This window comes from Altererythrobacter sp. B11 (assembly GCF_003569745.1).
In the GTDB taxonomy this organism is placed as follows: domain Bacteria; phylum Pseudomonadota; class Alphaproteobacteria; order Sphingomonadales; family Sphingomonadaceae; genus Croceibacterium_C.
Map to the genome: position 1 here is coordinate 739,608 of NZ_AP018498.1, position 13,600 is coordinate 753,207.

At 66.8% G+C, this 13,600-nt stretch carries 15 protein-coding genes; 12 read left to right on the plus strand and 3 right to left on the minus strand.

All coding sequences use genetic code 11. The features are described from left to right. Positions 1–11: 11 nt before the first annotated feature. From AEB_RS03520 to AEB_RS03540, 5 genes are all read left to right on the plus strand, one after another. Positions 12–587: a pyridoxamine 5'-phosphate oxidase family protein gene (locus AEB_RS03520; RefSeq protein WP_119081957.1), complete on the plus strand. Its 576-nt coding sequence runs from the start codon at positions 12–14 to the stop codon at positions 585–587. Between the two features lie 40 nt (positions 588–627). Further along, positions 628–1,281, plus strand: coding sequence for an endonuclease/exonuclease/phosphatase family protein (locus tag AEB_RS03525; RefSeq protein WP_231958886.1), 654 nt, complete (start codon positions 628–630; stop codon positions 1,279–1,281). Between the two features lie 158 nt (positions 1,282–1,439). Then, positions 1,440–1,778, plus strand: a complete 339-nt coding sequence (locus tag AEB_RS03530) for a P-II family nitrogen regulator (protein WP_119081958.1) — start codon at positions 1,440–1,442, stop codon at positions 1,776–1,778. Between the two features lie 24 nt (positions 1,779–1,802). After that, complete coding sequence (locus AEB_RS03535) at positions 1,803–3,188, plus strand: ammonium transporter (RefSeq protein WP_119081959.1); 1,386 nt, start codon at positions 1,803–1,805, stop codon at positions 3,186–3,188. 381 nt (positions 3,189–3,569) lie between these two features. Continuing rightward, positions 3,570–4,688 carry an OmpA family protein gene (locus AEB_RS03540; RefSeq protein WP_119081960.1) on the plus strand — a complete coding sequence of 373 codons (1,119 nt, stop codon included), beginning with the start codon at positions 3,570–3,572 and terminating at the stop codon, positions 4,686–4,688. A gap of 95 nt (positions 4,689–4,783) precedes the next feature. On the opposite strand, the gene AEB_RS03545 is transcribed toward AEB_RS03540, so the two are convergent. Both AEB_RS03545 and AEB_RS03550 read right to left on the minus strand, forming a co-directional pair. Continuing rightward, positions 4,784–5,224, minus strand: a complete 441-nt coding sequence (locus AEB_RS03545) for a TIGR01244 family sulfur transferase (RefSeq protein WP_119081961.1) — start codon at positions 5,222–5,224, stop codon at positions 4,784–4,786. Further along, positions 5,221–6,027, minus strand: a complete 807-nt coding sequence (locus AEB_RS03550; protein WP_119081962.1) for a TerC family protein — start codon at positions 6,025–6,027, stop codon at positions 5,221–5,223. The genes AEB_RS03545 and AEB_RS03550 overlap by 4 nt, the downstream gene beginning before the upstream one ends. Positions 6,028–6,253: 226 nt before the next feature. Between AEB_RS03550 and AEB_RS18505 the strand changes: the two genes are divergently transcribed. From AEB_RS18505 to AEB_RS03585, 7 genes are all read left to right on the plus strand, one after another. Next, a complete protein-coding gene (locus AEB_RS18505; RefSeq protein WP_119081963.1) occupies positions 6,254–7,036 on the plus strand; it encodes a cold-shock protein in 783 nt (260 codons plus the stop codon). Positions 7,037–7,220: 184 nt separating this feature from the next. Further along, the gene (locus tag AEB_RS03560; RefSeq protein WP_119081964.1) at positions 7,221–8,411 is read left to right on the plus strand and encodes an aspartate aminotransferase family protein; all 1,191 of its coding nucleotides are present in this window, start codon (positions 7,221–7,223) and stop codon (positions 8,409–8,411) included. Beyond that, a complete protein-coding gene (gene argF, locus AEB_RS03565) occupies positions 8,411–9,343 on the plus strand; it encodes an ornithine carbamoyltransferase (protein WP_119081965.1) in 933 nt (310 codons plus the stop codon). Before AEB_RS03560 ends, argF begins: the two co-directional genes overlap by 1 nt. Before the next feature lie 45 nt (positions 9,344–9,388). Then, entirely contained in the window at positions 9,389–10,291 is a 903-nt protein-coding gene (gene hslO / locus AEB_RS03570; RefSeq protein WP_119081966.1) for an Hsp33 family molecular chaperone HslO, read from the plus strand. Between the two features lie 81 nt (positions 10,292–10,372). Then, positions 10,373–10,786 carry a hypothetical protein gene (locus tag AEB_RS03575; protein WP_231958887.1) on the plus strand — a complete coding sequence of 138 codons (414 nt, stop codon included), beginning with the start codon at positions 10,373–10,375 and terminating at the stop codon, positions 10,784–10,786. Between the two features lie 59 nt (positions 10,787–10,845). Continuing rightward, on the plus strand, positions 10,846–11,553 hold the full coding sequence (gene queC / locus AEB_RS03580) for a 7-cyano-7-deazaguanine synthase QueC (protein WP_119081967.1): 708 nt from the start codon (positions 10,846–10,848) through the stop codon (positions 11,551–11,553). Between the two features lies 1 nt (position 11,554). Then, the gene (locus AEB_RS03585; protein WP_119081968.1) at positions 11,555–13,099 is read left to right on the plus strand and encodes a spinster family MFS transporter; all 1,545 of its coding nucleotides are present in this window, start codon (positions 11,555–11,557) and stop codon (positions 13,097–13,099) included. A gap of 15 nt (positions 13,100–13,114) precedes the next feature. Here AEB_RS03585 and AEB_RS03590 read toward each other — a convergent pair whose 3' ends face one another. Continuing rightward, positions 13,115–13,579 carry a DUF2793 domain-containing protein gene (locus AEB_RS03590; protein WP_119081969.1) on the minus strand — a complete coding sequence of 155 codons (465 nt, stop codon included), beginning with the start codon at positions 13,577–13,579 and terminating at the stop codon, positions 13,115–13,117. Positions 13,580–13,600: the final 21 nt, after the last annotated feature.

Sequence of the window (13,600 nt, forward strand, 5' to 3'; positions counted from 1 at the left end):
AGTCTGGATCGATGGCCGAATTCTTCGATGCACTGACTGACAAGCATGTGGCGATGATCAGCCGGCAGCCGGTGTTCTTCGTCGCGACCGCTGCCGAAGGCGCGCGGATTAATCTCAGCCCCAAGGGCTATGATTGCCTGCGTGTGCTGTCCCCCCAAAGGGTGGCCTATCTCGACCTTGGCGGCTCGGGGAATGAAACCAATGCCCACCTGATCGCCGACGGCCGGATCACGCTGATGTTCTGCAATTTCGAACAGCCGGCGCTGATCCTGCGGATCTATGGCCGGGGCACGCCGGTGCTGCCGTGGGAATCCGGCTGGGACGAACTGGCGGGCCATTTCACCATGCTGCCCGGCACGCGGCAGATCTTCGATGTGGCGGTGGAAAGCGTGCAGACCAGCTGCGGCTGGGGCGTGCCGCTGATGCAACTGGAAGCGGAACGCCCGACGCTGGTCAAATACCATGCCCAGGCCGATCCGCGGGAATGGGCCGGCAAGTTCAAGCGCCGACGCGAGAGCATCGACGGGCTGCCCGCGCGGCCGACCGATCGCTATATCGCCGGAGCCGAGGGGACCGTGCCTGACTGACCTGCGCCTCACCTTCGCCAGCTACAACATCCACAAGGCCGTGGGCACGGATCGCCAGCGCAATCCGGAGCGGATCCTGGCAGTGCTGCATGAGCTTGGCGCCGATGTGATTGCCCTGCAGGAGGTGGATCGCCGCTTTGGCCGGCGCGAAACCGTGCTGCCGCGCGAACTGGTGGAGGAACGCCACTGGCGCGTGGCCGCGCTGAAGATGCGCCCGGCCAGCATGGGCTGGCACGGCAACGCCATTCTGGTGGCGCCGCATGTCGACGTGCTGGGGGCGGAGCCGATCGACCTGCCCGCGATCGAGCCGCGCGGGGCGGTTTGCGCGCATCTGTCCGCCGGCGGGCGCGAATTCTGCGTGGTCGGCATGCATCTCGACCTGTCGGGCCTGCTTCGCCGCAAGCAGGTGGATGCGGTGTGCGGCCATATCGCCGCGCTGGGCAAGCCGGCGGTGATGCTGGGCGATCTCAACGAATGGTCGCAACGGGGCGGGGCGCTGCGCGGCTTCGCCGGGGCGTGGTCCGTGCTCCAGCCGGGCCGTAGCTTCCCGAGCACGCGCCCGCTGGCGCAGCTCGACCGCATCGTCCATTCGGAACATTGGGATTGCGAGGATGCCGCCGTCCACCACAGCGCCCTGTCGGCCATGGCATCCGACCACCTGCCGGTGAAGGCGAGTCTCTCCCTCACTGCCTAATTATTGAGCAGCTGCACAAGATTCGAGCGCCAGTGGCGCTCTCAGCATAACCCTCCTTGCCCTAACACCCGGTAAATCGCTGCATTGCGGCATTTGGCACGCTTGTTGCTGATAGTCCTCTCGGCCGGGGATCGTCCGGTAAGCAAGAGGGGTCAGTGATGAAGTTCATCATCGCCATCATCAAACCATTCAAGCTCGACGAGGTTCGCGAAGCGCTGAGCGCCATCGGGATCGCCGGCATGACCGTGTCCGAAGTAAAAGGCTTCGGGCGCCAGAAGGGGCAGACCGAGATCTACCGCGGGGCGGAATATTCCACGAATATGCTTCCCAAGGTGAAGATCGAAATCGCCGCCAGCGACGCGCTGGCAGCCCAGATCGTCGAGACCATCCAGCAGACCGCCAGCACGGACAGCATCGGGGACGGCAAGATCTTCGTGCTCGATCTCGCGTCCACCACGCGGATCCGCACGGGTGAAACCGGGGACAACGCGCTCTGAGCGGCGCCAACGAGGGGTAACGAGATGATCCGCAAAATGCTTTGTGGCGCCGGTGTGCTGGGAGGGTCGATTCTGGCCGCTTCCGCCGCCTGGGCCGCCGAAACGGCAGCTGCCGTAACCGAAACCGTCAGCGACGCGGCCGGGACGCCGATCGCCGCGGCGACGGAAGTGGCCGAGACGGTCGCTGTGGCCAATCCCGGCAACAACGCCTGGATGATGACCTCCACCGTGCTGGTGCTGATGATGATCCTGCCGGGCCTGGCGCTGTTCTACGGCGGCCTTACCCGGTCCAAGAACATGCTCTCCACCATGACGCAGATCGGCGCCACCGCGGCGCTCGCCATGCTGGTATGGGTGATGTGGGGCTATTCGACCGCCTTCGGCCCGGAAGGCAATGCCTTCTTCAGCTGGGGCAACCTGTTCCTCTCCAACACCACGTCGGACAGCACGGCGGCGACCTTCTCCGATGAAGTGATCAGCGAATATGTCTTCGCCTGCTTCCAGATGACCTTCGCGGCCATCACTGCGGCGCTGATCCTGGGCGCCACGGCGGAGCGGATGAAGTTCTCGGCAACGATGCTGTTCGTCATCATCTGGCTCACGATCGTGTATTTCCCGATCGCGCATATGGTGTGGGCCGGCGGCGGACTGCTGTTCGACATGGGCGCGCTGGACTTCGCCGGCGGCACGGTGGTGCATATCAACGCCGGTGTCTCGGGCCTCGTGCTCGCCTTCCTGCTGGGCAAGCGCAAGGGCTATCCCTCTGAACCGATGCCGCCGCACTCGCTGACGCTGACCATGGTCGGCACCGGCCTGCTGTGGGTGGGCTGGTTCGGCTTCAATGCCGGCTCCGAGCTGGAGGCAGACGGCACCGCTGGTCTCGCCATGATCAACACCTTCGTCGCCACGGCGGCGGCGGGCCTCACCTGGATGGTGGTGGAGCGTCTGGCGGGCCACAAGGGTTCCGCGCTGGGCTTCTGCTCGGGCATCATCGCCGGCCTGGTGGCGGTGACTCCGGCTGCCGGCAACTCCGGCCCGTTCGGCGCCATCGTCCTCGGCATCGTGGCTTCGGTGGTTTGCTACATCATGGTCGCCAAGGTGAAGCCGGCGCTCGGTTATGACGACTCGCTGGACGCCTTCGGCATCCACGGCGTGGGCGGCATCATCGGCGCCATCGGCACCGGCATCGTCTATTCCCCGGCGCTTGGTGGCCCCGGCGGCGACGATTTCTCCATGGGCGCTCAGGTCGTGACCCAGATCATCGCGGTTGCGGTGGCGATCGTGTGGGCCGGTGTCGGCACGCTGATCGCGGGCTTCATCACCAAGGCGCTGACGGGCCTGCGGGTTTCGCCGGAAGTCGAGACCGAGGGCCTCGATATCGCCGAACATGGCGAGCGCGCCTACAACTGATCACAAGCTTGGCGGGATCGGGCCTTCCTCCTCTCCTCCCGATCCCGCCTCACAATGTTCCTCCTGCGAACATAAACTGAAAGGGCCGGAGCCAGCCGCTCCGGCCCTCTTTTCTTGCCCCCGTAAGGGCTGAGGGCGGCCGTGCGGCGCGGCCACAGAATGTTGCAAGTACGCAACAAACCCGGGACAATCGCGCCCCAAAACGCCCGCGTTAACCCTGAAACTGCCTGCGCAGCGGAACCCGATCCGGCGCAAATGCTTGCATGGATGCGGCTCGCGGCCTTAACGCCGGGGCCGCGCTGGTGCGTCGGCTTCCGCCGGCCCATCGTGCGCAGAAAAGCAACGACTTGCTGCCCTGCAGCAGGTTGGAGGGGAGTTGTTATGAGAAAGATTGCGCTTGGCGCTGCGGCTATTGCCGTGGCCTCTGCTTCGCCCGCCATGGCCCGTGACGGCGCCGGCTACGTCGAAATCGACGTGGGTGCGCTGTGGGCAGAGAACACCGACATCGATGTGGGCACCACGCCGGATGGCGCCACGATCGACAACCATCGCGGCTGGGATCTCGGCGGCATCGTCGGTTATGACTTCGGGCCGGTGCGCGCCGAAGGCGAGATGACCTTCAAGGAATTCGGCGCCGATTCCATCACCACTTCGGCCGGCGTGCCCGATGGGGCCGGCGGTCTAGTCACCGGCACTCTTGCGCCGCTCGACGGCACGCAGCAGGTGGTCACCGCCATGGCGAACGTGCTGCTCGACCTCGGCGGCCAGGGCGGCCCCGGCTTTTCCGTGGGCGTCGGTGCGGGCCATGCGTGGATCGACACCGGCTATTCGGTGAACGGCGCGGACTACATGACCAACCGCGATCATGACTGGGCATGGCAGGCGCTGGCCCAGGCCCGCGTGCCGCTGAACGACACGTTCGAGCTGGGCCTCAAGTATCGCTATCTCAACACCAAGGATGTCGAGATCCGCGATCTGGCCGGGCGCGAGAACCGCTTCGGAGCGGCGACGCATTCGGCGCTGGTGAGCCTGATCGCCAACTTCGGCGGTGCGTCGGCTCCGCCGCCGCCTCCCCCGCCGCCGCCGCCTCCCCCGCCGCCGCCTCCCCCGCCGCCTCCGCCCCCGCCGCCTCCGCCGCCGCAGGTGGTCTGCAACAAGGGCCCCTACATCGTGTTCTTCGACTGGGATAAGTCGGACATCACGCCCGAGGCTGCGACCATCCTCGACAGCGCCGTGACGGCCTATGGCAACTGCAGCAACGTGCCGATCATGCTGGCGGGTTACACCGACCGTTCGGGCACCACGCAGTACAACCTCGGCCTGGCCGCACGCCGCAACACCAGCGTGCAGAGCTATCTGACCGGCAAGGGCATCCCCGCTGGTTCGATCACCAGCGAGGCCTTCGGCGAAGCCAACCCGCGCGTTCCCACCGCCGACGGTGTGCGCGAGCTGCAGAACCGCCGCGTCGAAATCACTTACGGGCCGGGCTCCGGCAACTAAGCGATCACGGCGTCAGCCAACAAAAGGGGCCGGAGGAGCAATCCTCCGGCCCCTTTTCTTGCCGTCAGCAGAGTAGGGTTGGGGCGGTGCCCGGCTCAGCCGCGCGCGGCGGCGGCAAAGGCGTCGAGCGTGGGTCGGATCGGGCCGAGGTCATAGCCTGCGTGTGCCGCGCTGGCAGCCAGCCCCTCGGGATCGGTGCCCGCGCGTGCCTCCGCCAGGGCCCACAGCAGCGTGGACCTTGTGCCGGAGCGACAATAGGCGAGCACCGGCCCCGCCGCCTCCTCCAGCGCCTCCGCCATGGCCACCACCTGCGCTTCGCTGAAGCCGGCGTGGCTGATGGGAATTTCGCGATAGGCCAGCCCGGCGGCCTCCGCCGCGGCGGCGATCTCTGCCGCCGGCGTCTGGTCCGGCGCTTCGCCTTCGGGCCGATTGTTGACGATCATGGCAAAGCCGCGCGCCGCGGCCTCCCCCACGTCCGCAACCGTGATCTGCGGGCTCGCCGAGACCGCCGGCGACAACTGGCGGAAATCGCTCATGCCAGTTCCTCCGCCGGGGGTGTGGCGCGCCTTTCACGCCGGTTGCGCTTGACCATGTTGAGCACTTCCACCCCGACGGAGAAGCCCATGGCCGCATAGATATAGCCCTTGGGCACATGGAAGCCGAAGCCATCGGCGATCAGCACCAGCCCGATCATCACCAGGAAGGCGAGTGCCAGCATGACCAGCGTGGGATTGTGTTCGATGAAGCGCGCCAGCGGATCGGCGGCGAACAGCATGATGGTGACGGTGATGATGACGGCGGTCACCATGATCGGCACTTCGTCCGTCATGCCCACGGCGGTCAGGATCGAATCGATCGAGAAGACCAGATCGAGCGCGATGATCTGGGCGATCGCCGCACTGAAGGTGAGCTGCACCGGCCCCGCCTTGCGGTCCAGCATCTCGCCCGAATCGCCATGCGAATCCATGTTGTGATGGATTTCCTTGGTCGCCTTCCACAGCAGGAACAGCCCGCCGGCGAGCAGGATCAGGTCACGCCCGGAAAACGCGGTCTCGAAGGTCGGCGCACCATGGGGGCCGGTCGCACCGCGCAGGCCGAGGTCGAACAGGGGGGTCTGCAAAGTGACCAGCCAGCCGATCAGCAGCAGCAGGCAGATGCGCATGCCGAGCGCAAGCAACAGCCCGATGCGGCGCGCCTTCGACTGCTGTTCGGGCGGCAGCTTGTTGGACAAGATCGCGATGAACACGAGGTTGTCGATGCCAAGGACGACCTCGAGCACGATGAGTGTCAGCAACGCGGCCCAGGCCGCAGGGTCGGTCAGTAGAGCAAGTATGTCCATCGCCGCGCCTTCTCGCCCAAGCGTCGCGGCGAGGCAATAGGTCTGCGCAGACTGTCGGACACTTCACGCGGCTTCGTGAACGCGATCTTAAATTGTTCGCCTCATGCACGAAGATGGGTTATATAGTGCCATTGAAGTGAGGGGATTTACCATCGCTTCGATCCGGAGGCGTTGTCGCGGCCGGATGAGAGCTAGGCCAATTACGAAGTGAAGGTACGTTCGGTTCATGGGTTACGATAGAGGTCGTCGCGGCCGGGGACGCGACAAGCGGGACAGTTTCGGTGAAGAGGGATTCGATCCCTTCATGGATTCGGGTCCGGCCAGGTTCGGCGGGGACGACTGGCGCGGTGGCGGCGGTGACCGTTTCGGCGGTGGCGATAATCGCGGCGGCGGTGGTGGTTTCGGCGGCGGTCCGCGGGGCGGCTTCGGCGGCGGTCCCCGCGGCGGTGGCGGCGGCGGTGCTCCGCGCGGCGGCGGCATGCCCGCGCAGGTGGTCGGTACTGGCCAGGGCAAGGTGAAATTCTTCAACTCGCAGAAGGGCTTCGGCTTCATCCAGCGGGATGAGGGCGGCGATGATGTGTTCGTTCACATCAGCCAGGTCGAACGCGCCGGCCTGGAAGGGCTGGCCGAGGGCCAGGAGCTGCAGTTCAATCTGGTGGACCGGGGCGGCAAGATTTCCGCCGCCGACCTGCAGGTTGTGGGCGACGTGATTCCGGTGGAGCAGCAGGGTCAGGCGCGGCCTGCCCCCGGCGCCGCCGGCGGTGCGGGTGGCCCCCAGCGGCAGCTGACCGGCGAGAAGGCTTCCGGCACAGTGAAGTTCTTCAACGCCATGAAGGGCTTCGGCTTCATCACGCGGGACGATGGCAAGGAAGATGCCTTCGTCCACATCAGCGCGGTGGAGCGGTCCGGTCTGCCGGGCATCAATGAAGGTGATCGATTCGAATTCGATCTCGAGGTCGACCGACGAGGGAAGTTCTCCGCGGTCAACCTTGTGCCCGTTCAGGGCTGACACGCGGGCGGGCCGACCCCCAAATCGGCCGGGTTGATGGGCGACGCAGCGGCGGTTTGACCGCGCGTCGCCAAACCCATAGACGCAAACCACATGAACGGATGCAGCCGGCGGTCCTGATGGGCCGCCATTTGTCTTTGTGCGTCTGGCCCATATGGCGGGCGCCAACGAGGAAGTCCGAAGAATGTCGATCACGCCGCTAATGCCCGTCTACCCCCGGTGCGATGTCCGCCCGGTGCGGGGGGACCACTGCCATCTCGTGTCGGAAGACGGCACGCGCTATCTTGATTTCGCTGCGGGAATCGCGGTGAACCTGCTGGGTCATTCGCACCCCGGCCTGATCGGCGCGATCCAGCGCCAGGCCGAAACGCTGATGCATGTCAGCAACCTCTATGGCAGCCCGCAGGGAGAGCGGCTGGCGCAGCGGCTGGTGGACAACACCTTTGCCGACACGGTGTTTTTCACCAACTCCGGGGCGGAAGCGGTGGAGGCGGCGATCAAGACGGCGCGCGCCTATCACCAGTATCAGGGGAACGAGGATCGCTTCGAGCTGATCACCTTCAACAACGCCTTCCACGGGCGCACGATGGGCACGATCAGCGCCTCCAACCAGGAGAAGATGCACAAGGGCTTCGCCCCGCTGCTGCCCGGCTTCCGCTATGTGGAGTTCGGCGATCTGGACGGCGTGAAGGCGGCGATCGGGCCGCACACCGCCGGCTTCCTGGTGGAGCCGATCCAGGGCGAGGGCGGGGTGCGCGTCGGCACCGAGGCCTTCATCAAGGGCCTGCGCGAACTGGCGGACGAGCACGATCTGATGCTGGTGCTGGACGAGGTGCAGACCGGCGTCGCGCGCACCGGCACCTTCTTCGCCTATGAACAATACGGCATCGAGCCCGACATCATGGCGATCGCCAAGGGCATCGGCGGCGGCTTCCCGCTGGGCGCCTGCCTCGCCACCGAAAGGGCGGCGCGGGGGATGACCTTCGGCACCCATGGCTCCACCTATGGCGGCAATCCGCTGGCGATGGCCGCGGGCGAAGCGGTGCTGGACGTGGTGCTGGGCGAAGGCTTCCTCGAGAGCGTGCGCGACAAGGGCGAGCGGATCCGCACCCGGATGGAACAGTTCATCGGCAATTATCCGGAGCTGTTCGAGACCGTGCGCGGCAAGGGCCTGATGCTGGGGCTGCGGATGAAGGTGGAGCCGCGGCCGTTCATGCAGCACCTGCGTGACCGGCACCAGCTGCTGACCGTGGCAGCCGGCGACCAGACTTTGCGCATCCTGCCGCCGCTGGTGATCGGCGATGCCGAGATCGACGAGTTCTTCGAAAAGCTGTCTGCCGGCGCTGCCGACTATCAGCCGCAGGAGGCTGCGTGATGGGCACGCGGCATTTCGTCGATCTGGGCGATGCCGGCGGCGATGCGATCGCCGCGATGATCAACGATGCGCAGGATCGCAAGGCGGCACGGTCTGGCTGGCCCAAGGGCCGGGCGGATGCGGATGCACCGCTGGCGGGCCGGGTGCTGGCCATGATCTTCGAGAAGAGCTCCACGCGCACCCGCGTGAGCTTCGACATGGCGATTCGCCAGCTGGGCGGGACGGCGCTGATCCTCGATTCGGGCACCACTCAGCTGGGCCGGGGCGAGAGCATTGCCGATACCGCCCGCGTGCTCAGCCGCATGTGCGATGCGATCATGATCCGGACCGACGATCATGCCAAGATCGAGGAAATGGCCCGTCACGCCACCGTGCCGGTGATCAATGGGCTGACCGATCTTTCTCACCCGTGCCAGATCGTGGCCGATCTCCTCACCATTGTGGAACAGGGCAAGGCGCTGCCCGGGCTGGAGCTCGCCTGGCTGGGAGACGGCAACAATGTGCTGCATTCCATCCTCGAAGCTGCCGGGCTGATGAAGTTCAATGTCCGCGTAGCCACGCCCGCCGGCTATCATCCGCAGGCGGAGTTCGTGGAGCTGGCGCGGCGCGGCGGCGCCGGGGTGCTGCTGACCGAGGATGCGGCCGAAGCGGCGGCCGGCGCGGATGTGGTCGTCACCGACACCTGGATTTCCATGGGCCAGGCGCATGCGCAGGAAAAGCTCGTGGCGATGGCGCCCTACCGCGTGGACACGGCGCTGATGGCGCGCGCGAAGCCGGACGCCATCTTCCTTCACTGCCTGCCCGCTCATGTCGGTGAGGAAGTGACCGAAGAGGTGTTCGAAGGGCCGCAATCGCGTGTGTTTGATGAAGCGGAAAACCGCATTCACGCGCAGAAATCGGTGCTGCTGTGGTGCTTTGGCCTGCTGCGATGAGGCGCCGGGCTTAATTTCGGCGCCTTCGCTTCCCATATTCCGGGCATGACCGAACACATGGAGCCGATCCAGGGCGGCCTTGACCGTGTCCTGGGCTTTACCATCCCCGATCGCAACGTGCGCGGCCGCTTTGTGCGGCTGGGCCCGGTGCTCGACGAGATTCTGGCCGCGCATGAATATCCGCCGGTGCTCAAGCAGCTGCTGGCGGAGGCGCTGGTGCTGTGCGCGCTGATGGGCGGATTGCTCAAGCGCGAAGGCAGCCAGCTGACGATCCAGGCGCAGGCGCAGGGCGGCGTGGTGGAGCTGCTGGTGTGCGACTATCGCGAAGGGGAGCTGCGCGGCTATCTCAAGCACGATCCCGAGCGCTTCGACGAGCTTGGCGCCGCTACCGATCTGCAATCGCTGTTCGGCGCAGGCCATCTGGCGATCACCTTCGACCTGCCGGAAACGGGCGAGCGCTATCAGGGCGTGGTGCCGCTGGAGGGCGAATCGCTGTCCGCTGCGATGGAGGAATATTTTGCGCGCAGCGAGCAGGTGCCCACGCGCATCCGCGCCGCCGTGCAGGCAGGGCCCAACGGCAGCGTGGCCGGCGGCCTGCTGGTGCAGCATCTGGCCGATGGCGAGGAAGGGCGCGAGCGGCTCCATGTGCGCATGGACCATCCCGAGTGGGAGCATGTGAGCATCCTTGCCGGCTCGCTCCGCGCCGAGGAACTCGTCGATCCGGAACTGACGCCGGAAGAAATCCTCTGGCGCCTGTTCCACGAGGAGCGCGAGGTCCGCATCTCGGAAACCATGCCGCTTACGCGCGGCTGCCGCTGCTCGGTGGTGCATTTCGAGGAAGTGCTCGCCCGCTTCCCGAAGGAGGATCGCCGCGACATGCAGGACGAGAACGGGATCATTCTGGTCGACTGCGCCTTTTGTTCACGCGAGTTCCCAATCCAGGACTGAACGCTTCGTCGCATACACGGGGCATTTTGTCGTAGTAGCGGATGTGCTATCCAGCGCGCTGCGTGAAGTGAGGAGTATTGAATGCAGACCTTGTCGTGTTCGACCGTTGCTTTGCGGGCGGGCATTGTGCTGGCCGGGCTGGCCATGGCGACGGCGCCCGTGGCCGCGCAGGCGCCGGAGATCGGCATGTTCAACACGCTGAAGAAGGGCGGCTGGCTGCTGCGCATCCGTGACGACGGTTCGGAGCGGCGCATCTGCGTGCGCGATGGGCGCGAGTTCATCCAGCTGCGCCACCAGCAGCCGGGCTGCAGCCAGTTCGTGGTGAAGGACGAGCCGCGCGAAGTGGTGGTGCAATACACCTGCCGCGGCAATGGCTACGGCCGCACCTCCATCCGCCGCGAAGGGCCGGCGCTGGTGCAGATCCAGACGCAGGGCATCGCCAATGGCGTGCCCTTCTCCTTCGGCGGCGAAGCGCGCCACACCGGCGCGTGCTGATCGCACAGGCTCCGGCGCAGGGGCTTGCCGCAACGGGCCGCGCCGCCTAGCTGCCGCAGATGGCCAACACTGCTGATGATGCCGCGCCCAAGGCCGTGGTCCTGCTGTCGGGCGGGCTCGACTCCATGGTTGCCGGGGCGCTTGCGCGCGAAAGCGGCTTTGCCGTCAACGCGCTTACCATCGATTACAACCAGCGACACCGGCGGGAACTTTCCGCCGCGAAGGATATCGCCGCCCACCTCGGCGCGGCGCGCCACGTCGTCCTGCCGCTCGACCTGCGGCAGTTCGGCGGTTCGGCGCTGACCGACGATATCGACGTGCCGAAGGACGGCGTGGGGGAGGAAATCCCGGTCACCTATGTGCCGGCGCGCAACCTCATTTTCCTTTCGCTCACGCTCGGCTGGGCGGAGGCGATCGGGGCGCGCGATATCTTCATCGGGGTGAATGCGCTGGATTATTCGGGCTATCCCGATTGTCGCCCGGAATTCATCGCCAGCTTCACTGAAACCGCCCGCCTCGCGACGCGAGACGGTGCGGAAGGGGGCGGCTTCACCATCCACACGCCGCTGCAATATTGGGGCAAGGCGCGCATCGCCCAGGAAGCCGCACGGCTCGGCCTCGATCCGGCGATGAGCTGGTCCTGCTATGATCCGACGCCGGAAGGGCTCGCCTGCGGCCTGTGCGACAGCTGCCGCCTGCGCCGCAAGGGCATGGCGGAAGCCGGGGTGGAAGATCGCACGCGCTACGCCGCGGACCCGGTCGACTGACATGGCCGAGCCCGGGCAGGATCGCCCCGTTCCGGCCTACAGCTGGTACGCGCTGGGGGTGCTGAGCCTGGTCTATCTGGTCAATTTCGTCGACCGGCAGATCCTTTCGATCCTCGCCAACGACATCAAGGCCGATCTCGGGCTCGACGATGCGCAGCTCGGCTTCCTCTACGGCACGGCCTTCGCGATCTTCTATGCGCTGTTCGGCATTCCGCTGGGTCGGCTGGCCGATGGGTGGAGCCGCACGCGGCTGCTCGCAATCGGTCTCGCGCTGTGGTCCTGCATGACCATGCTGTCCGGCTTCGCGCGCAATGGCGCCACGCTGGCGCTGGCGCGCATCGGCGTGGGGGTGGGGGAAGCGACCGCGAGCCCCTGCGCCTATTCGCTGATCGGGGACTGGTTCCCGCCGCGCCGCCGGGCGACCGCGCTGGCGATCTATTCCGCCGGCCTGTTCCTGGGTAGCGGCCTGTCGCTGGTGCTGGGCGGGGCCATCGTCGAAAGCTGGAATGCGGCTTGGCCTGCCGGCGCGCCGCTCGGCCTCGCCGGCTGGCAGGCTGCCTTCCTTGCGGTGGGATTGCCCGGCCTGCCCCTGGCAATCTGGGTGCTGTCGCTGCGCGAGCCGGAGCGTGGCGCGCAGGAGGGAGAGGTGGCGACGCAGCGGCCCGGCGGATGGGGCGCCTTCGGCCGGCAAGTGCTCGGCATTCTGCCGCCGCTGACCTTCATCGCTGCGGCGCGCAGGGGCAAGCGCGCTCTGCTGCCGAACCTGACCGTCGCTGGCCTGCTGGCGATCGCCGCATGGCTGGCGGGGCATGCCACGGGTAATGCGGCGCAATTCTGGTTCGTCGCGGTCGGCGCCTACGCCGTGTTCAGCTGGTCGATGGGCCTGAAGGAGGAGGATCCGGCGACCTATCGGCTGACCTGGGGTACGCCGGCCTTCGTGGCGATCGTCCTTGTCTATGGCGCGGAATCCTTCGTGGGCTACACCGTCACCTATTGGGCGGCCCCCTATGCGGAGCGGGTGTTCGCCATCGACAAGGGGGCACTCGGCTGGCTGCTGGGCGCACCGGCTGCAGTGGGCGGTTTCCTCGGCGTGATCGGCGGCGGCTGGCTGGCGGACTGGCTGAGCCTGCGGATGGCCAGCGGCAGGCTGGTGGTGGTGGCGGCGGCGTTCGTGCTGATCGTCCCGCTGGTCCTGCTCGGCTATACCACCGCCGATGCCACCACTTTCCTGACATGCGCCTTCCTGCTGCAGATGGTCACTTCGGCCACGCTGGGCGCCTCGGCGGCGGCCAGCCAGGCACTCGTCCTCCCGCATATGCGCGGCACGGCCACGGCGATTTTCTTCCTCGGCAGCACGCTGGTGGGGCTCGCTTTCGGCCCCTTCACCGCCGGTTTCGTTTCGGAGGCCACGGGCAGCCTTGCGACGGGGGTGATCGCCACGCTGGTCGCGGTCCCCTTCGGCCTCCTGATGCTGTGGGTGGCGATGCGCCACGGGCCGCGAAGCGAGGCCACGCGGCATCTCCGGGCGGAGGAGGCGCAAGCCTGAGCCGGCATCGCCGGCTTACGCCGGTCCCGCCGGCAATATGCCGCTCGTCACCAGCGCGTCGATCAATTGGCCGATCGCGATGCGCGCCTGTGAGTCCACGATCAGGCCGCCAACGGGCGCCGGCACCGCGGCCGCGGCCTGCCAGCCCGCCAGATAGCGCATGTCCCGCCCGGCGCCGCGATCGTGCACACGCAGCCCCTCGCGCGGGGTGGCGAAGATCCAATTGCCCGCCTGATGGCAGGCCAATTCCCCAGCATGGTCGGTCCAGCTCCCACTCGGTGCGGCGCCGATTAGCCAGCATTCGCCCTCGGCCGGGGACTCCGGCGGATCATCCGCCTCCCCCTCTACCACCGGGTGCAGCAGCATGTCGGCCAGGGCGTGAGCCTCGTTGACAGTGAATTCCTTCTGCGACTGGCCGGCGAACAGGAAGGGCAGGCCATAGCGCGCGCTGGCCGACGTAAAGGTGACGGGATCGGACATGGATTCCTCCGGAAGTTGCGG

Excerpts from the sequence above, each read along its gene's own strand:
- AEB_RS03520 (WP_119081957.1), top strand. The coding sequence starts at position 12 with ATGGCCGAATTCTTCGATGCACTGACTGACAAGCATGTGGCGATGATC.
- AEB_RS03530 (WP_119081958.1), top strand. The coding sequence starts at position 1,440 with ATGAAGTTCATCATCGCCATCATCAAACCATTCAAGCTCGACGAGGTT.
- AEB_RS03535 (WP_119081959.1), top strand. The coding sequence starts at position 1,803 with ATGATCCGCAAAATGCTTTGTGGCGCCGGTGTGCTGGGAGGGTCGATT.
- AEB_RS03540 (WP_119081960.1), top strand. The coding sequence starts at position 3,570 with ATGAGAAAGATTGCGCTTGGCGCTGCGGCTATTGCCGTGGCCTCTGCT.
- AEB_RS03545 (WP_119081961.1), bottom strand. The coding sequence starts at position 5,224 with ATGAGCGATTTCCGCCAGTTGTCGCCGGCGGTCTCGGCGAGCCCGCAG.
- AEB_RS03550 (WP_119081962.1), bottom strand. The coding sequence starts at position 6,027 with ATGGACATACTTGCTCTACTGACCGACCCTGCGGCCTGGGCCGCGTTG.
- AEB_RS18505 (WP_119081963.1), top strand. The coding sequence starts at position 6,254 with ATGGGTTACGATAGAGGTCGTCGCGGCCGGGGACGCGACAAGCGGGAC.
- AEB_RS03560 (WP_119081964.1), top strand. The coding sequence starts at position 7,221 with ATGTCGATCACGCCGCTAATGCCCGTCTACCCCCGGTGCGATGTCCGC.
- argF (WP_119081965.1), top strand. The coding sequence starts at position 8,411 with ATGGGCACGCGGCATTTCGTCGATCTGGGCGATGCCGGCGGCGATGCG.
- hslO (WP_119081966.1), top strand. The coding sequence starts at position 9,389 with ATGACCGAACACATGGAGCCGATCCAGGGCGGCCTTGACCGTGTCCTG.
- AEB_RS03575 (WP_231958887.1), top strand. The coding sequence starts at position 10,373 with ATGCAGACCTTGTCGTGTTCGACCGTTGCTTTGCGGGCGGGCATTGTG.
- queC (WP_119081967.1), top strand. The coding sequence starts at position 10,846 with ATGGCCAACACTGCTGATGATGCCGCGCCCAAGGCCGTGGTCCTGCTG.
- AEB_RS03585 (WP_119081968.1), top strand. The coding sequence starts at position 11,555 with ATGGCCGAGCCCGGGCAGGATCGCCCCGTTCCGGCCTACAGCTGGTAC.
- AEB_RS03590 (WP_119081969.1), bottom strand. The coding sequence starts at position 13,579 with ATGTCCGATCCCGTCACCTTTACGTCGGCCAGCGCGCGCTATGGCCTG.